Here is a 17,201-nt window from a genome sequence, read left to right on the forward strand (position 1 = left end):
CACTTCCGAACTGTCACCCACGGCGCAAGGTGTCACGGTGACACTTTGCCGAAGCGTCAACCCGCGAACGCCCGCACTCAGCCGCCCGAGGCGACCGCGAGGTCGGTCGCGGCCGCGGCGTCCACCGAGCCGGCGACCGACGTGGCCCCGGCGGCGGCCGTGAGGAAGACCGTGGCCCCCTCGGCCAGTCCGAGGCGCCGGGCGTGCGTCCGCGTCATCTCGACGGTGACGACCTCGCCCGCGTCGGTGAGGACGGTGATCCGCACCTCGAAGCCGATCCGAAGCAGCCGGGAGACCGTTCCCTCGACCGAGTCCGGACCGACCGGGCGGTCGGCGACCTCGATGTCGTGCGGCCGGATCAGGCGGCCGCCGAGCGTGGTCACGTCGCCGAGGAAGCCCATGACGAAGTCGTTCGCCGGGGCGTCGTACAGCTCCTCCGGCGTGCCGACCTGCTCCACGCGCCCCTGGTTGATGACGACGATCTCGTCCGCGACCTCCAGCGCCTCCTCCTGGTCGTGCGTGACGAACACCGTCGTCACGTGGACCTCGTCGTGGAGGCGACGCAGCCAGTCGCGGAGCTCCTTGCGGACCTTCGCGTCGAGCGCCCCGAACGGCTCGTCGAGGAGCAGGACGGTCGGCTCCACGGCCAGTGCCCGGGCCAGCGCCATCCGCTGCCGCTGGCCGCCCGAGAGCTGGGACGGCAGCCGGTGGGCGAACTGGGAGAGGTGCACGAGCTCGAGCAGCTCGTGCACGCGCTTCTGGATCTCGGGCTTCGGCCGCTTGCGGATCTCCAGCCCGAAGGCGACGTTCTTCGCCACGCTCATGTGCTTGAAGACGGCGTAGTGCTGGAAGACGAACCCGACGTTCCGCTTCTGCGGCGGCAGGTGGGTCGCCTCGTTGCCCTCGATGACCACGGACCCCTCGTCGGCGGAGTCCAGGCCCGCGATGATCCGCAGCAGGGTGGACTTCCCGCCGCCGGACGGACCCAGCAGGGCGGTCAGCTGGCCGGTGGGCAGGGACACGTTGATGTCGTCCAGGGCGACGAAGTCGCCGAAGCGCTTCGAGACCCCCTTGACCTCGATGCTCATGCTTTCTCCTTCTCGTCTCGGGTGCGCAGGAGGGCGACGACCACGAGACAGACGACAGCCGCGAAGACGAGCATGAACGCGACGGCGTACGACGCGTCCAGGTCCTGCGACTGGTAGGTACGTTCCACGACCTTGGTGGCGGTCTCGGTCTGGCCCTTGACGTTCCCGGACACGACCTTGACCGCGCCGAACTCGCCGAGCGACCGGGCGAGGCTGAGTACGACGCCGTACGCCACGGCCCAGCGGATGCCGGGAAGGGTGACGCGCCAGAAGGTCTGCCAGGCGTTGGCACCCAGGCTGCGGGCGGCCTGCTCCTGGTCGTCACCGAGCTCCTCCAGCACCGGGACGATCTCCCGGATGATGAGCGGCAGCGCGACGAAGCAGGTCGCCATGATGATCCCGGGCTTGGCGAAGATGACCTCGATCCCGTTGTTGCGCAGCGTGGGCCCGAACCAGCCGTAGATCGGACTGTAGACGAGCAGCAGCGCCAGACCGACGACGACCGGCGAGGCCGACAGCGGCAGGTCGATGAGCCACGACAGCACCCGTTTGCCGGGGAAGTCGTAGCGCACCAGCAGCAGCGAGACGACCATGCCGAACACCAGGTTGATCACGACCGCCGCCACCGCCACCTGCCCGGTGAGCGTCAACGCGTGGGTGACGTCGGGGTCCTGCAGGACCGCCTGGAGGGACTCGAAGCCGTGGGCGAACGTGTGCCGCAGCAGGTACGCCGTCGGCCAGACCACCAGCATGACGAGGTAGCCCACGACGAGGACCCGCAGGAGCCAGGTCGTCGCCGTCGTACCCCCGCCGGCCGCGGTGCTGCCAGGACTGCTCACGTGGCTAGCCATGACGCGCCATCCGCCGCTGGAGGACGTCGAGGACGATGATCGCGAGCAACGCGACGACGAGCAGGACGACCGCGATGGCGGCCGCCGCCGCGGTGTTCCCACCCTCGATATAGCTGTAGGTCCGCGTCGACGCCACGGCCGTGCCGGCGCGGTTCCCCGACAGGAGTACGACGGAGCCGTACTCGCTGATCGCCCGTGCGAACGACAGCGAGGCGCCCGCGAAGATCGCCGGCGTCAGCGAGGGCAGGACGATCCGGCGCAGCGTGGTGAACCGTGAGGCGCCGAGCGAGGCCGCCGCCTCCTCGGCGTCGGTCTCGAGCGCCTCGAGGACCGGCTGGACGGTCCGGACCACGAACGGCAGCGTGACGAACGCGATGGCGAGGAAGACGCCCGGCTTCGTGCCGTACACGTTGACACCGAGCGGGCTGCCGGGCCCGTAGAGCGACAGCATGACGAGACCGGCGACGATCGTCGGCAGCGCGAACGGGATGTCGATGACGAGGTCGAGCAGACCCTTGCCGGGGAACCGGTCGCGGACCAGCACCCACGCGATCACCGTGCCCATCACGGCGTTGAGCACCGTGGCGATCACGGCCATGACGAGCGTGAAGCGCAGGGCGCGGAAGGTCGAGGCGTTGGTCAGGACGTGCTCGAAGGTGGACCAGCCGCCACCGCTCGCCTTGACGACGACGGCGGCGAGGGGGATCAGGACCAGCAGGCTGAACCAGATCATGGCGACCCCGAGCCCGAGGCCCGAGGTGGCGGTCAGCTTCCGGGCGGAGCCGGATGTGGACCTGGCCGGTCGACGCGCGCGCGCCGACCGGCCGTCCACGGAAACCGTGGCAGTCACCGTGCAGACACCTACTGCCCTGCGTCCGCCTGGAGCTTGGTGAGGATGCCGTCGTTCTCGTCGAAGTACTTCGTGTTGGCGGCGTCCCAGCCACCGAAGTCCTTGTCGATCGTCAGCAGCTTCTTCGGCTCCGGGAACGGGTTGCTCGGGTCCATGGCGCCCTTGACGGTCACCGTGCCGACGGCCTTGGCCACGCTGTCGAGCGGGCGGTAGCCGGTCTCGGCGTACAGCTTCTGACCCTCGGCGCTCTTCTGGAACGCCATCCAGGCCTTGGCCTTCGACGAGGCGTCCTTGAGCAGGGCGCACGAGTTCTCGATGAGGAGCGAGCTGTCCGGGATGACGTAGTCCATCTGGCTCGGGTCGCTCTGACGGGCCAGGATCGCCTCGTTCTCGTAGGAGAGCAGGACGTCGCCCGTGCCGCCGGTGAACGCCGTGGTGGCGTCCCGGCCGCTGTCCGGCATCGCGGCGATGTTGGCGAAGAACTTCTTCATGTAGGCCTGCGCGGACGCGTCGTTGCCGCCGGAGGCGAGCTGCGAGCCGTACGCCGCGAGCAGGTTCCACTTCGCCGAGCCGGATGAGGCCGGGTTCGGGGTGACGATGCCGACGCCGGGCTTGGTCAGGTCCGCCCAGGTCCTGATGTGCTTCGGGTTGCCCTTGCGCACGGCGAAGACCACGATCGACTGCGAGCAGTCGCCCTTCGTCGCATTGTCCTTCCAGTCGTTGTCGACCAGCCCCGCGTCCACGAGCCGCTGGACGTCGGGCTCCAGCGAGAGGTGGACCTCGTCGGCCTTGAGGCCGCCCGCCACCGCTCGCGACTGGTCGCCGGACGCGCCGTACGACTCCTTGAACGTCACGCCCTTGCCGTCGGGCGTCTCCTGGAACGCCTTCTCGACGCCCTGGTTGGCCTCGTCGAGCACGGAGTATCCGACGATGTTGATCGTGTCGGCGTCGTTCGCGCTCGAGCTGCTCCCGCAGCCGGTCAAGGCCAGCACCCCGACAGCCGCAAGAGCCGCCGCAGCCTTGATCTTCTTCATCTCTGCCTCTGTCTCTCCCCTGCCGAGTCAGGTAAACGAGTTATTTCGGTAATGTCGCGCATCCTAGTCGACTTAACCGAGACTAAACGAAATCGGCGTGTCGCGACACGACCGTCCAGCGGGAAAGACACCCCGCCGGGTGTGATCCGGGCTACTACGCTGGCCACTGGTTGACGCTCGCCGACCGGAGCAGGCCGACCCCACCGGCCGACCGCCCTGGCCGACAGGCCGTACTGAACATGACTGACGGACTCGTTCGAAGGAAGTGCGCAGGGTGCCCAAACAGGTGCAGCAGCTCGATCGCGTGATCATTCGCTTCGCCGGCGACTCCGGCGACGGCATGCAGCTCACCGGTGACCGGTTCACCCAGGAGTCCGCCGTCTTCGGGAACGACCTCGTCACGCTGCCGAACTTCCCGGCCGAGATCCGTGCCCCGCAGGGCACGCTGCCGGGCGTCTCGTCCTTCCAGGTCCACATCGCCGACCACGACATCCTGACGCCGGGCGACGCCCCCGACGTCCTCGTCGCGATGAACCCCGCCGCGCTCAAGGCCAACCTCGGCGACCTGCCCAAGGGCGCGGCGATCATCGTCGACACCCACGACTTCACCCCGCGCAACCTGCAGAAGGCCGGGTACGCCGAGAGCCCGCTGCCCGGGGACAGCGCTGATCCGGCCGGCGCGGCCGACAGCCCGCTCGCCGACTACCAGGTGCACACGCTCGACCTCACCGGCATGACGGTGGAGGCCGTGAAGGAGTTCGGTCTCTCCCGGAAGGACGCCGCGCGCGCGAAGAACATGTTCGCCCTCGGGTTGGTCTCGTGGATGTACGGCCGCCCGACCGAGCCCACGACCGCCTTCCTGGAGAAGCGGTTCGCGAAGGTCCCCCCGATCCGCGACGCCAACATCGCCGCCTTCACCGCCGGGTGGAACTTCGGCGAGACGACCGAGGCGTTCGTGTCGTCCTACGAGATCAAGCCGGCGCCGATGGCACCCGGCACCTACCGCAACATCACCGGCAACCTCGCGCTCGCCTACGGGATCGTCGCCGCGGGCGTGCGCAGCGGGCTCCCGGTCTTCCTGGGCTCCTACCCGATCACCCCGGCCTCCGACATCCTCCACGAGCTCTCCAAGCACAAGGCCTTCGGCGTCACCACGTTCCAGGCCGAGGACGAGATCGCCGGCATCGGCGGCGCGATCGGCGCGGCCTTCGCGGGCTCGCTCGGGGTCACCACCACGTCGGGGCCCGGGATCGCGTTGAAGTCGGAGTCGATCGGGCTCGCGGTGATGACCGAGCTCCCGCTCGTCGTCGTCGACGTCCAGCGTGGCGGCCCGTCGACCGGACTGCCGACCAAGACCGAGCAGGCCGACCTGCTGCAGGCGATGTACGGCCGCAACGGCGAGGCGCCCGTGCCGATCGTCGCGCCGGCCTCACCCGGCGACTGCTTCGACGCCGCGCTCGAGGCCGCCCGGATCGCGATCACCTACCGCACCCCCGTCATGCTGCTCTCCGACGGCTACCTCGCCAACGGCTCCGAGCCCTGGCGGATCCCCGAGATCAGCGAGCTGCCGAGCATCGACCCGGCGTTCGCGACCGGGCCCAACCACGCCTCCGCGGGTGCGGGGAGTGACGAGCAGGACTCGTTCTGGCCCTACCTGCGCGACGAGCAGACCCTGGCGCGACCGTGGGCCGTCCCCGGCACCCCGGGCCTCGAGCACCGGATCGGCGGCCTCGAGAAGGGCGACGGCCACGGCAACATCTCCTACGACCCGGCCAACCACGACCTCATGGTCCGCACCCGGGCGGCGAAGGTCGCCCGGGTCGCCGACTCGCTGCCCCCGCTCGAGATCGACGACCCCTCCGGCCAGGCGCGGGTGCTCGTGGTCGGATGGGGGTCGACGTACGGCCCGATCGGCGCGGCCATCCGCCAGGTCCGCAAGGCCGGCTACCACGTCGCCCAGGTCCACCTGCGCCACCTCAACCCGTTCCCGAACGACCTCGGCGAGATCCTGACGGCGTACGACAAGGTGCTCGTGCCCGAGATGAACCTCGGGCAGCTGAGCCAGCTGCTGCGCGCCCGTTATCTGGTCGACGCGATCGGCTTCAACGTCGTCCGCGGCCTACCGATCAAGGCCGCGGAGCTCGCGGAGGTGATCGGTCAGCTCGTGGCCGCCGCCGAGGGCGTGATCGTCGACCTGTCCACCGCTCCCGACGAGGAGGCACGCTCATGACCACCGCCGACCTGGGTCTTCCCGGCCACTTCGCCGAATCCCATGGCGGGATCGACCTCGTCCCCACCAGCGACGCACCGCAGAACGCCAAGGAGTACTCCTCCGACCAGGAGGTGCGCTGGTGCCCCGGCTGCGGCGACTACGCCGTGCTCAAGGCCGTGCAGGGCTTCCTGCCCGACCTCGGCCTGCGCCGGGAGAACATCGTCTTCATCTCCGGGATCGGCTGCTCCTCGCGGTTCCCCTACTACCTCGACACCTACGGCATGCACTCGATCCACGGACGCGCGCCGTCCATCGCGACCGGCATCGCGACCGCACGCCCGGACCTCTCGGTGTGGGTGGTGACCGGCGACGGCGACGCGCTCTCCATCGGCGGCAACCACCTGATCCACGCGCTGCGGCGCAACGTCAACATGACGATCCTGCTCTTCAACAACCGGATCTACGGGCTGACGAAGGGGCAGTACTCCCCCACCTCCGAGGCCGGCAAGGTCACCAAGTCGACCCCGGTCGGCTCCGTCGACCACCCGTTCAACCCGGTCTCGCTGGCGCTGGGCGCGGAGGCGACGTTCGTCGCCCGCACGGTCGACTCCGACCGCAAGCACCTCACCTCGGTGCTGTCCGCGGCCGCCGCTCATCGCGGCACATCGCTGGTCGAGATCTATCAGAACTGCCCGATCTTCAACGACGGGGCCTTCGACGACCTCAAGGGTCCCGACACCAAGGCCGACGCGATCATCCCGCTCATCCACGGCGAGCCGATCCGCTTCGGCAAGGACCGCGAGAAGGGCCTCGTTCGCGACACCGCGCCGGGCGGGACCGGGGGCGTGAAGGTCGTCCCCGTGGCCGAGGCCGGCGAGGAGGCGATCCTCGTCCACGACGCCCACAACCCCGACCCGACCACGGCGTTCGCGATCTCGCGGCTCACCGACGCGGGCGTGCTCCACCAGTCCCCGATCGGCATCTTCCGGCAGGTCGAGCGGCCGACGTACGACGACCTCGCGCGCGCCCAGGTCGCGACCGCCCAGCAGCCGACCGAGGGGGACGCACCGGCGCCGGAGGACCGCCTCGCCGCGCTGCTCGGCGCCGGAGACACCTGGACGGTGCTCTGAGCCTCTGAGCCGAGACCGCCCCGCCCAGCGTCGCGGCGCTCAGCGCACGCGCGCGAGCTGGATGATCTTCGACGGACCGTGCCCGGTCATGACCCGCGCGAGCGCGCGGGTGTAGCCCTTCACCTTCGTGAAGGTGTGGAAGCGGACGTCGACAAGTCCGTATCGATCGGCGCGGACGAACCGGACCCGGTGCTGGTAGCCCGCAGCGGTCCGGATGTTGACGGCGACCCGAACCCGGTGGCTGGCGGGAGCGTCAGCGGCGACCTCGACCACACCTGCGCGCGCGAGGACCCGCATCCCGATGAGCTCACTCATGTTCATGGCGATGCCGGTGTCCACGCGGGGCGTCGACTCCGCTGCCTGCATGCACATCCGGGTCATGTCAGCAGACATGTAGGACGCGGTGACCGGCTTGGGCCACGGCTTCGCGGAGCGGGTCCAGTCGGTGATGATCCGTTGCTGTGCCTCGTGCACGCCGGGCATTGTGAAGTCGTGACCGATGACGGTCGCGCCGAACCAGTGCGGGTGCCGCACGTGCGTGATCCGGGTGGCGGCGACGACGCCGCCGGTGGCGCTGGGGTGGATGCCGAGCATCATCTTGCTGCCCGGGCCGTCGCAGCGGGCGGTGACCCGCAGCAGCGGGCCCTCGCCGCCCGACGAGGAGGCGCCGGCGGCGTGGGCGGCCGGAGTCCCGGCCACGGTGAGGCCGGGACCGCCGACCAGGAGCGCGGCGGCAGCGAGCAGGATGCGACGAGACACGAACGGTTCCCTCCGAATATGGGCCGCTCCCTGCGGCCACCGGATTCAACCACCCGCCCCACCCACGCCGCAGTGGATCGACCGAACTCGCGACGAGCGCTCAGACCGCCGCGGCCTCGACCGCGTCGCGAAGCTGTCGACGCCGGTGGGCGACCGCCTCGTAGGTGAACACCACGAGTGCGACCCAGACGATCACGAAGCCCAGCCAGCGGCCCGCCGACATCTCCTCGTGGCGATAGAACACGCCGAGCGCGAACTGCAGGATCGGGGCGAGATACTGCAGCAGCCCGAGCGTCACCAGCGGCACCCGAGTGGCCGCCGCACCGAAGCAGAGCAGCGGCACGACGGTCACCAGTCCGCTCCCGATGGTGAGCACGACGTGCGCGGGGCCCTCGGTCGTGAAGTGACCGTGGCCGGTGGTGCCGAGCCCGACGACGTACGCCAGCGCGACCGGCGCGACGACCGACGTCTCCAGCGCGAGCGACTCGAACGCGCCGGCGCCCGCCTTCTTCTTGGCCAGCCCATAGCTGCCGAAGGAGAACGCGAGGATGAGCGAGATCCACGGCAACCGGCCGTAGTCGACCGTGAGGACGGCGACCGCTACGGCCCCGATCCCGAGCGCGGCCCACTGGAGCCGCCGCAGCCGCTCCCCCAGGATCAGGACGCCCATCAGCATCGTGACGAGCGGGTTGATGAAGTAGCCGAGGGAGGTCTCCACGACGCGGCCGTGGTTGACGCCCCAGATGTAGGTCGCCCAGTTGGCCGTCACCGCGATGCCGGCGACGACGAGCAGCCCGAACCTACGCCGGTCGCGGACCAGCGCCAGCACCTGGGGCAGCCGCCGCATCGCCACGACGACGACCGCCATGACCACCAGCGACCACAACAGCCGGTGGCCGAGGATCTCGAAGGCACCGGCGGGCTCGAGCAACGGGAAGTAGAGCGGGAAGAAGCCCCACATGACGTACGCCGCGGCGCCGAGCATGACTCCACGACGTTGATCCGGCACCCGGTCAGCCTAACGAAAGGTAAAGAGCCGCCGGAGCCGGATCTCAGAAGACTCCGCGCACGTCAGGCGGTGCGGACCGCGACGGCGTCGGCGAAGTCCTCGAGCGCCTGCCGCACCGGCCCCTCGGGGAGCACGGCGAGCAGCGCCTTGGCCTCGTGGGCCCGCTGAACGACGTAGCGGCGGGCCTCGTCGAGCGCCGGGTGGGCGCGCAGCAGGCCGAGCGCCTCGGCGTGCCGCCCGTCGTCGGTGAGGTCGCCCTCCAGCAGCGCGAGCAGGCGAGCGTCGGCGGGGTCGGTCGACCGCTTCGCGAGCAGCACCGGCAGGGTCGGGATGCCCTCGCGCAGATCGGTCCCGGGCGTCTTGCCGGACTCGACGGAGTCGGAGGCGATGTCGAGGATGTCGTCGGAGAGCTGGAAGGCGACGCCGACGATGTCGCCGTACGCCGTCAGCGCCTGCTCGACCTCCGGCGAGGCGCCGGAGAAGCGGGCGCCGTACAACGCCGAGGTCGCGATGAGCGCGCCGGTCTTGCCGGCCAGCACGTCGAGGTGGTGGGCGACCGCGTCCTGGTCGGGACCGGGCTCGACGCCCTCGAGGATCTGGCCCTCGACCAGCTTGGCGAAGGTCTCGGACTGGATGCGGACCGCGTCGCGGCCCAGCTCGGCAGTCAGCTCGGAGCTGCGGGCGAAGAGGAAGTCGCCGGTCAGGATCGCCACGTGGTTGTCCCAGCGGGCGTTGGCGGAGTCCGCGCCGCGGCGTACGGCGGCCTCGTCCATCACGTCGTCGTGGTAGAGCGACGCGAGGTGGGTCAGCTCGACGACGCACGCCGCGGTGAGGACGTCGTCGGCGTCGGGCTCGGGGCCGACCTCGGCGGCCAGGAGCACGAGGAGCGGGCGGAACCGCTTCCCGCCGGCCTCGAGGAGGTGGGAGGCGGCCTCGGTCACGAAGGGCGCACGGCTGCGCACGTGACCCGAGAGGGCCTTCTCCACCAGCCCGAGCCGCGTGCGGAGACGCTGCTCCAGCGCGGGGTCGCTGACGGGGAGGAAGAGGTCGCCCGGAGGCTGGCTACCAGTGCTCACCCGATGAATCTTCCCGCATTCCCGAGTAGATCGAGAACGGGGCCCGGAACCACGCCCAGGACGAGGGTTGCGAGCGCGCTCACGGCGATCACCCCACAGGTGAGGTACGACGGCCGGGTGGCCGCTCCGGGCGTCACCTCGTCCTCGGCGTCGGTGAAGAACATCAGCAGGATCACCCGGACGTAGAAGAAGACCGAGACGATGCTCGCCGCGATCGCGAACACGACCACCGGCCACTGCCCCGCGTCCAGCGCCACCGCGAAGACCGCCCACTTCCCGATGAACCCGGCGGTCAGCGGGATGCCGGCCATCGAGAGCAGGAAGAAGCCGAAGACGGCCGCGAGCAGCGGCGCGCGCCGCCCGAGCCCGGCCCAGCGCGCGAGCCCGCCGACCTCGCCGTTCGGCCCCCGCACGAGCGAGGCGACGGCGAACGCGCCGAGGCTCGCCACGCCGTAGGCGGTGAGGTAGAAGAGCACCGCCTGGGTCGAGGTGAACGGACCGGTCGCCCCGGTCTCATCGACCCCGAGCAGCCCGGTCAGGATGAAGCCGGTGTGGGCCACGGCGGAGTAGGCGAGCATCCGCTTCACATCCGCCTGCACCACCGCGAACGTCGAGCCGAGCAGCATGGTGAGGACCGCGATCAGCCCGAGGGCCGGTCGCCACGAGTCCACGTCGTCGCCGAAGGCGACGTAGAAGAGCCGGAGCATCGCGCCGAACGCGGCGATCTTCGTCGCGGCGGACATCCACGCCGTCACCGGTGTCGGCGCCCCCTGGTAGACGTCGGGCGTCCAACTGTGGAACGGCACGGCGCCGGTCTTGAAGAGCAGCCCCACCGCCATCAGGCCCATGCCGAGGAGCAGCAGCCCGTGGTTCCCACCCTGCGCGACCCGGTCGGAGATCCCGGCGAACGACATGGTGCCCGCGTAGCCGTAGACGAGCGCGAGGCCGTAGAGGAAGAAGCCGGAGGAGAACGCACCGAGCAGGAAGTACTTGATCGCCGCCTCCTGGGAGAGCAGCCGGCGCCGGCGGGCGAGCCCGGTGAGCAGGTAGAGCGGCAGGCTGAGCACCTCGAGCGCCACGAAGAGCAGCAGCAGGTCGCCCGCGACGGGGAAGAGCATCATCCCGCCGACGGCGAACATCAGCAGCGGATAGACCTCGGTGTGGTCGAGGCCGCGTTGGGCCGCCGCCCGCTCGGCCGTCGTTCCGGGCAGCGCCGCCGCCTGGCCGGCGAAGACGCTGACGCCGCCCTCGAGCCGACGCTCGGCGAAGAGCAGGACGCCACCGAGCGACACCACGAGCACGAGACCCCAGAGGAAGACGCCCGGGCCGTCGATGACGACGGCCCCCTCGCCGGTGGTGGTGCCGAGCGAGGACCCCGCGCCGATCGCGATCGTCCCGGCCAGCGCCGCGACGAGGCCGGCGACAGCCAGGCAGACCTGGAGGCGGTAGCGCTGGGCGCGTGGCGCGAAGGCCTCCACGAGCACGCCCACGCATGCCACGCCGAGCACCACGAGGACGGGCCAGAGGACGCCGTAGGCCAGGGAGGGCTGGTCGAACCGCATGGTCACTCCTCTCCCGCCGCGACGGTGATGCTGTGGCTGATCTGGTCGACCAGCGGGTTGGCCGCGTGCAACAGCGGCGCCGGGTAGAACCCGAAGACGACCAGCCCCACCATGAGCGGGGCGAGGACGCCCACCTCCCAGCGGGTCAGGTCGGCGACCTTCCCCCGGGGCGTGGTCTTGTCGGGCGGTCCGGTGAACGTCCGCTGATAGGTCCAGAGGATGTAGATCGCTGCGAGCACCACCGCGGTGACCGCGATCGCCCCGACGAACCAGTGGTAGTCGAAGGCGCTGATGAGCACGAGGATCTCCGAGACGAACTGCGAGAGCCCCGGCAGCCCGGCGGTGGCGAGCCCGGCGACGAGGAAGAGGCCCGCCATGACCGGTGCCGCCTTCTCCAGGCCCCGCATCTCGCGGATCGATGCGGTGCCGCGGCGGGTGATGAGGAAGCCGGCGACCAGGAAGAGCGCAGCCGTCGCGACGCCGTGGTTGACCATGTAGAGGATCGCGCCGGAGAGGCCCTGCTGGCTGCCGGCGAAGATCCCGAGGGTGATGAAGCCGAAGTGGCTCAGGCTCGTCAGACCGATGAGTCGCAGCAGGTCGTCCTGGCCGATCGCCAGCACCGCGCCGTACACGATCGAGACCAGCGCGAGCGCCACCACGACCGGCGTCGCCCACCGGCTCGCCTCCGGGACGAGGCCGAGACAGAACCGGATCATCCCGAAGGTGCCGATCTTGTCGAGCACGCACACCAGCAGGACGCTCGTCGGCGGCGTCGCGTGCTCGGTCGTGTCCGCGAGCCAGGTGTGCAGCGGGAAGAGCGGCGCCTTGACCGCGAACGCGACGAAGAGCGCCACGAAGATCCACCGGCCCGCCGTGGTGCCGATGTCGAGGTTCGCCAGGTCGGAGAGGAGGTACGACGGCGCGCCGTGCTGCGCGCTCACGACGTAGAGCCCGATCACGCCACCGAGCAGCACGAGGCCGCCGCCGAGCTGATACATGAGGAACTTCAGCGCCGCCCGGGCACGGCCGGGACCGCCGCCCTGTCGCACTCCGGGGGCGCCGATCATGAAGTACGCCGGGATCAGCGTCGCCTCGAAGAAGACGTAGAACGTGAAGACGTCCTGGGCGCAGAACACGACGAGCGCGAACGCCTCGAGGCCCAGCGCCCAGGCATACCAGCGCCGGTCGTGGTCCTTGACCGCGGCGAGCATGACGATCGGGACGAGGGCGACGGTGAGCAGCACCATCAGCCGGCCGAGGCCGTCGAGGCCGAGCGCCCAGTGGACGCCGAGCGCCCCGATCCAGGTGGCGTCCTCCGCGTCCGCCGACGCGCACGCGACGATGCCGAGCACGAGCGTGGCGAGCGCGAAGCCGAACGCCCACGCCTTCGGCCGGGCCGGCATGACGGCGCTGACGATCGCGCCGACGAACGGAACCGCACACAGCAGCGTCAGCATCACTCGGGGCCCCCGTTCGAAGCGGAACGAAGTGAGCATTCGAATGGGGTGTTCACCAGTTCACCACCAGGAGCGCGAGGGCCACGACGAGCGAACCGCCGAGGACGGAGAGGGCGTAGGACCGGACGTAGCCGTTCTGCCCCTTGCGGAACTCGCCGGCGAGCGCCGCGAGGGCGACCGGGCCGCCGCTGAGCAGGCCGTCGACGGCGTACCTGTCCGTGGTGACGACGCCGCGGGTGACCTGCAGCCCGGGAGGTACGACGACGTCCTCGACGTGCGGCACCGGGAGGTAGCGGGTGACACCCGGGGCGACCGGCCGGCGGCCGACGTAGGCCCACGCGGTCGCGACGCCGACGGCGACCACGACGACGGCGAACACCGACATCAGCCAGCCCGGCGGGGCGCCCTCCTCAGCGTGCGGGACCTCGCCGACGACCGGCGCGAGCCAGTCCTGGATCCAGCTGCCGAGCAGCAGCAGGCCGCCGAGGGCGGACAGCGCCGCGAGGACGACCAGCGGGCCGGTCATCACCCGGGGGGACTCGTGCGGATGCACGCCGTCGGCCCAGCGCCGCTGCCCGAAGAACGTGAGCAGCATCAGCCGGGTCATGTAGAACGCGGTGATCCCGGCCCCGATGAGCGCCAGCACGCCGACGTACCACCGGAAGTCGAAGGCCGCCTCGATGATCTTGTCCTTCGACCAGAAGCCCGAGAAGCCGGGGAAGCCGATGATCGCGAGATAGCCCATCGCGAAGGTCAGGAAGGTGACCGGCATGGCCTTGCGCAGCGCGCCGTAGTGCTTCATGTTGACGTCGTCCGCCATGCCGTGCATCACCGACCCGGCCCCGAGGAACATGTTGGCCTTGAAGAAGCCGTGGGTGAGCAGGTGGAAGATCGCGAAGGCGTAGCCCGCCGGACCGAGGCCGGCGGCGAGCATCATGTAGCCGATCTGGCTCATCGTGGAGCCGGCGAGCACCTTCTTGATGTCGTCCTTCACACAGCCGAGGAGCGCCCCCCACAGCAGGGTGACCACGGCGACCACGACGACGGCGGTGCGGGCGGTCGAGGAGAGGTCGAAGACGAAGCTGCTGCGCACGACGAGGTAGACCCCCGCGGTCACCATCGTCGCCGCGTGGATGAGCGCGGAGACGGGCGTCGGGCCCTCCATCGCGTCGAGCAGCCAGGCCTGCAGCGGCACCTGCGCCGACTTGCCGCAGGCGCCGAGCAGGAGCAGCAGGCCGAGCGCGGTCATCCGGCCGTGGGACGCGTCGCCGGCCTGCGCCGAGATGACCGTGAAGCTGGTCGACCCGAACGTGACGAAGGCGAGCGCGATCGCCATCGATATCCCCATGTCGCCGACACGGTTCATGACGAACGCCTTCTTGGCGGCCGCAGCGGCGCTCGGGCGCGCCTGCCAGAAGCCGATGAGGAGGTATGACGCCAGGCCGACACCCTCCCAGCCGAGGAAGAGCGCCACGTAGTTCTCCGCGAGGACCAGCATGAGCATCGCCGCGACGAAGAGGTTGAGGTAGGCGAAGAAGCGGGTGCGGCGCTCGTCGTGGGCCATGTAGCCCACGGAGTAGAGGTGGATCAGGCTCCCCACGCCGGTGATGAGCAGCAGGAAGAGCGCCGAGAGCGGGTCGTAGAGCAGGTCCATGCCCACGTCGAGCCGGCCCGTCTGGAACCACTGGTAGACGTGCTGGACCACCTGGCGCTCTCCTTCGTCCCGCCCGAGGTCGGCGACGAAGAGCACGACCGAGAGCACGAACGAGAGGCTCGAGAGCCCGACCGCGAGCCAGTGACCGAACCGATCGAACGCGGCCGGCGCGAGCGGGCGGCCGACCAGCAGCACGGTGGCCCCGGCCAGCGGCAGCGCGATGACGACCCAGAGCAGGTGGAAGACCCCGGTCGCGACGCCCGGGTCGACGGCGGTCACCACTTGAGCTGCCTGGGCTCGTCGACCGACGCGGTCTGGCGGGTCCGGAAGATCGTCATGATGATCGCCAGCCCGACCACGACCTCGGCCGCGGCGACGACCATGACGAAGAACGCCGCCACCTGGCCGTCGAGGTTGCCGCTGCTCTTCGAGAACGCCACCAGCGCGAGGTTGGCGGCGTTGAGCATCAGCTCCACGCACATGAAGACGACGAGGGCGTTGCGCCGGACCAGCACCCCGACGGCGCCGATCGTGAAGAGGATCGAGCTGAGGACGACGTACGGCGTCACTGTGTCCATCACTCACCGTCCTTCGGAGGGCTCAGCAGGGCCGGCACCGAGCTGTCCGCCGTACGCCCGTCGGGCAGTAGGGCCGGAGTGTCGTTGGCGTTGTGCCGGGCGTAGGTGCCGGGCGGGGGCAGCGGCCCGAGGTGAACGCCGCGCTCGGCGAAGTCGCGGACCCGGCGCCGGGCCAGGTCGGCCTGCGTCGGCTTCGGGTCGAGCCGCTCGCGGTGGGCGAGCACCATCGCCCCGATCGCCGCGGTGATCAACAGGGCCGAGGTGGCCTCGAACGCGACGACGTACCGGCTGAAGAGCAGGCCGGCGAGGGCCTGGACGTTGCCGGGAGCGTTGGCGGTGGAGAGGCCCTTCATCGTCCCGAGCGAGGCCTGGACGACACCGACGACGAGCAGGACCCCGAGCACGACGCCGAAGAGGCCGGCGAGCAGCCGCTGTCCGGCGATCGTCTCCTTGAGCGACTCGGTGGTGTCGACGCCGACGAGCATGATCACGAAGAGGAAGAGCATGAGGATCGCGCCGGTGTAGACCACGATCTGGACGGCGAAGAGGAACGGCGCGTCCAGGCTCGCGTAGAGCATCGCGAGCCCGATCATGACGACGGCCAGGCAGAGCGCCGCGTGCACCACCTTGCGCACGACCAGCAGCCCGAGGGCCGCCACGATCGTGACCGGCGCGAGGATGACGTACGTCGCCTCCATCAGCGCTCCTCCCGCGTGGGGACCTCGACCAGCTCGGTCTGCATCGGCGGGGCGTAGTAGTCCTGCTCGTCCTCGCCCAGGAGCATCCGATGGGGCGGCGCCTCCATCCCGGGCAGCAGCGGCGCGAGCAGGTCCTGCTTCTCGTAGATCAGCTTCTCGCGGGAGTCGTCGGCGAGCTCGTAGTCGTTGGTCATCGTCAGTGCGCGCGTCGGGCAGGCCTCGATGCACAGACCGCACAGGATGCAGCGCAGGTAGTTGATCTGGTAGACGCGGCCGTAGCGCTCCCCCGGGCTGTAGCGCTGGCTGTTGCCGTCGGCATCCGGCTCGTCGGAGTTGTCGGCGCCCTCGACGTAGATCGCGTCGGCCGGGCACGCCCAGGCGCACAGCTCGCAGCCGACGCACTTCTCCAGGCCGTCGGGGTGGCGGTTGAGTTGGTGGCGCCCGTGGAAGCGCGGGGCGGTCGGCTCCTTCTGGAGCGGGTACTGCTCGGTGACGGGCTTCTTGAACTGCGTCCCGAAGGTCACGCCGAACCCGGCCACCGGGTCCCAGACGCGTTCCTTGAACGACTGCTTGGGCCGGTCCTGGTGCTTGTCGTCGGTCACGAGGCCTCCTCACGCGAGGGAAGGACGGGTACGTCGCCGGCCGGGCCGAACACCAGCGGCCGGGCCGCCCCGCGGACGGCGCCGCCCGCGGGCAGCGTCGGGACGGGGAAGCCACCGGCCGGCTCGCTCACCTCGGCGGGCCGCTCGCCCTTGCCGAGCAGGACGAACAGGGTCACCGCCGTCAGCACCAGGCCGATCGCGAACATCCACCAGCGCGGGTCCCAGCCACCCTGGATCGCGGCCATCCGGACCACGGCGACCACGACGATCCAGGCGAGCGAGCAGGGCAGCAGCCGCTTCCAGCCGAGCGCCATGAACTGGTCGTAGCGCAGCCGCGGCAGCGTCCCGCGGAGCCAGATGAAGATCCAGACGAAGAAGAGGACCTTGCCGAAGAACCAGATCAGCGGCCAGTAGCCCGCGTTGGCTCCGGCCCAGGCCTTGTCGATCCAGAACGGCGCGTGCCAGCCGCCCAGGAAGAGCGTCGTGGCGAGGGCCGACACGGTGGCCATGTTGATGTATTCGGCGAGGAAGAAGAGCGCGAACTTCAGCGAGGAGTATTCCGTGTGGAAGCCGCCCACGAGCTCGCCCTCGGCCTCGGGCAGGTCGAACGGCGCGCGGTTGGTCTCGCCGACCATCGAGAC

16 protein-coding genes are annotated in these 17,201 nt (G+C 70.3%); 2 read left to right on the plus strand and 14 right to left on the minus strand.

Annotated features, from left to right (window positions below; all coding sequences use genetic code 11):
• Positions 1 to 77: 77 nt before the first annotated feature.
• Genes AB3X52_RS07210 through AB3X52_RS07225 form a run of 4 tightly spaced genes read right to left on the minus strand, consistent with a single transcriptional unit; the run spans position 78 to position 3,823 of the window.
• Positions 78 to 1,088 (minus strand): sulfate/molybdate ABC transporter ATP-binding protein, encoded by a 1,011-nt coding sequence (locus AB3X52_RS07210; RefSeq protein ID WP_367992741.1) that lies wholly within the window; start codon positions 1,086 to 1,088, stop codon positions 78 to 80.
• On the minus strand, positions 1,085 to 1,927 hold the full coding sequence (locus tag AB3X52_RS07215) for a sulfate ABC transporter permease subunit (RefSeq protein ID WP_367992743.1): 843 nt from the start codon (positions 1,925 to 1,927) through the stop codon (positions 1,085 to 1,087). The genes AB3X52_RS07210 and AB3X52_RS07215 overlap by 4 nt, the downstream gene beginning before the upstream one ends.
• 4 nt (positions 1,928 to 1,931) lie before the next feature.
• Positions 1,932 to 2,789 (minus strand): sulfate ABC transporter permease subunit CysT, encoded by an 858-nt coding sequence (cysT, locus tag AB3X52_RS07220; RefSeq protein WP_367992745.1) that lies wholly within the window; start codon positions 2,787 to 2,789, stop codon positions 1,932 to 1,934.
• A gap of 11 nt (positions 2,790 to 2,800) precedes the next feature.
• On the minus strand, positions 2,801 to 3,823 hold the full coding sequence (locus AB3X52_RS07225; protein WP_367992747.1) for a sulfate ABC transporter substrate-binding protein: 1,023 nt from the start codon (positions 3,821 to 3,823) through the stop codon (positions 2,801 to 2,803).
• A gap of 274 nt (positions 3,824 to 4,097) precedes the next feature.
• Between AB3X52_RS07225 and AB3X52_RS07230 the strand changes: the two genes are divergently transcribed.
• Both AB3X52_RS07230 and AB3X52_RS07235 read left to right on the plus strand, forming a co-directional pair.
• The gene (locus AB3X52_RS07230; protein WP_367992749.1) at positions 4,098 to 6,053 is read left to right on the plus strand and encodes a 2-oxoacid:acceptor oxidoreductase subunit alpha; all 1,956 of its coding nucleotides are present in this window, start codon (positions 4,098 to 4,100) and stop codon (positions 6,051 to 6,053) included.
• Positions 6,050 to 7,165 carry a 2-oxoacid:ferredoxin oxidoreductase subunit beta gene (locus AB3X52_RS07235; protein WP_367992751.1) on the plus strand — a complete coding sequence of 372 codons (1,116 nt, stop codon included), beginning with the start codon at positions 6,050 to 6,052 and terminating at the stop codon, positions 7,163 to 7,165. Before AB3X52_RS07230 ends, AB3X52_RS07235 begins: the two co-directional genes overlap by 4 nt.
• A gap of 39 nt (positions 7,166 to 7,204) precedes the next feature.
• Here AB3X52_RS07235 and AB3X52_RS07240 read toward each other — a convergent pair whose 3' ends face one another.
• From AB3X52_RS07240 to AB3X52_RS07285, 10 genes are all read right to left on the minus strand, one after another.
• Positions 7,205 to 7,924: a hypothetical protein gene (locus AB3X52_RS07240; protein WP_367992753.1), complete on the minus strand. Its 720-nt coding sequence runs from the start codon at positions 7,922 to 7,924 to the stop codon at positions 7,205 to 7,207.
• A 100-nt stretch (positions 7,925 to 8,024) separates the two neighbouring features.
• The gene (gene rarD / locus AB3X52_RS07245) at positions 8,025 to 8,933 is read right to left on the minus strand and encodes an EamA family transporter RarD (protein ID WP_367992755.1); all 909 of its coding nucleotides are present in this window, start codon (positions 8,931 to 8,933) and stop codon (positions 8,025 to 8,027) included.
• A 62-nt stretch (positions 8,934 to 8,995) separates the two neighbouring features.
• Complete coding sequence (locus AB3X52_RS07250; RefSeq protein WP_367992757.1) at positions 8,996 to 10,009, minus strand: polyprenyl synthetase family protein; 1,014 nt, start codon at positions 10,007 to 10,009, stop codon at positions 8,996 to 8,998.
• Entirely contained in the window at positions 10,006 to 11,571 is a 1,566-nt protein-coding gene (nuoN, locus tag AB3X52_RS07255; protein WP_367992759.1) for an NADH-quinone oxidoreductase subunit NuoN, read from the minus strand. The genes AB3X52_RS07250 and nuoN overlap by 4 nt, the downstream gene beginning before the upstream one ends.
• A gap of 2 nt (positions 11,572 to 11,573) precedes the next feature.
• Complete coding sequence (locus AB3X52_RS07260; RefSeq protein WP_367992761.1) at positions 11,574 to 13,028, minus strand: complex I subunit 4 family protein; 1,455 nt, start codon at positions 13,026 to 13,028, stop codon at positions 11,574 to 11,576.
• Between the two features lie 52 nt (positions 13,029 to 13,080).
• The gene (nuoL, locus tag AB3X52_RS07265) at positions 13,081 to 14,961 is read right to left on the minus strand and encodes an NADH-quinone oxidoreductase subunit L (RefSeq protein ID WP_367992776.1); all 1,881 of its coding nucleotides are present in this window, start codon (positions 14,959 to 14,961) and stop codon (positions 13,081 to 13,083) included.
• Positions 14,958 to 15,260 carry an NADH-quinone oxidoreductase subunit NuoK gene (gene nuoK, locus AB3X52_RS07270; protein WP_367992763.1) on the minus strand — a complete coding sequence of 101 codons (303 nt, stop codon included), beginning with the start codon at positions 15,258 to 15,260 and terminating at the stop codon, positions 14,958 to 14,960. The genes nuoL and nuoK overlap by 4 nt, the downstream gene beginning before the upstream one ends.
• On the minus strand, positions 15,260 to 15,958 hold the full coding sequence (locus AB3X52_RS07275; RefSeq protein WP_367992765.1) for an NADH-quinone oxidoreductase subunit J: 699 nt from the start codon (positions 15,956 to 15,958) through the stop codon (positions 15,260 to 15,262). Before AB3X52_RS07275 ends, nuoK begins: the two co-directional genes overlap by 1 nt.
• Positions 15,958 to 16,560, minus strand: coding sequence for an NADH-quinone oxidoreductase subunit NuoI (gene nuoI, locus AB3X52_RS07280; protein ID WP_367992767.1), 603 nt, complete (start codon positions 16,558 to 16,560; stop codon positions 15,958 to 15,960). Before nuoI ends, AB3X52_RS07275 begins: the two co-directional genes overlap by 1 nt.
• A partial coding sequence (locus tag AB3X52_RS07285) for a complex I subunit 1/NuoH family protein (RefSeq protein ID WP_367992769.1) occupies positions 16,557 to 17,201 on the minus strand: 645 nt, incomplete at its 5' end. The genes nuoI and AB3X52_RS07285, both read right to left, overlap by 4 nt.

This window comes from Nocardioides eburneus (assembly GCF_040838215.1).
GTDB classification, from domain to species: Bacteria; Actinomycetota; Actinomycetes; order Propionibacteriales; family Nocardioidaceae; genus Nocardioides; species Nocardioides eburneus.

Coding starts and splice junctions, on each gene's coding strand:
- AB3X52_RS07235 (WP_367992751.1), top strand. CDS start 6,050: ATGACCACCGCCGACCTGGGTCTTCCCGGCCACTTCGCCGAATCCCAT.
- AB3X52_RS07260 (WP_367992761.1), bottom strand. CDS start 13,028: ATGCTGACGCTGCTGTGTGCGGTTCCGTTCGTCGGCGCGATCGTCAGC.
- AB3X52_RS07225 (WP_367992747.1), bottom strand. CDS start 3,823: ATGAAGAAGATCAAGGCTGCGGCGGCTCTTGCGGCTGTCGGGGTGCTG.
- nuoN (WP_367992759.1), bottom strand. CDS start 11,571: ATGCGGTTCGACCAGCCCTCCCTGGCCTACGGCGTCCTCTGGCCCGTC.
- AB3X52_RS07275 (WP_367992765.1), bottom strand. CDS start 15,958: ATGGAGGCGACGTACGTCATCCTCGCGCCGGTCACGATCGTGGCGGCC.
- nuoK (WP_367992763.1), bottom strand. CDS start 15,260: ATGGACACAGTGACGCCGTACGTCGTCCTCAGCTCGATCCTCTTCACG.
- AB3X52_RS07210 (WP_367992741.1), bottom strand. CDS start 1,088: ATGAGCATCGAGGTCAAGGGGGTCTCGAAGCGCTTCGGCGACTTCGTC.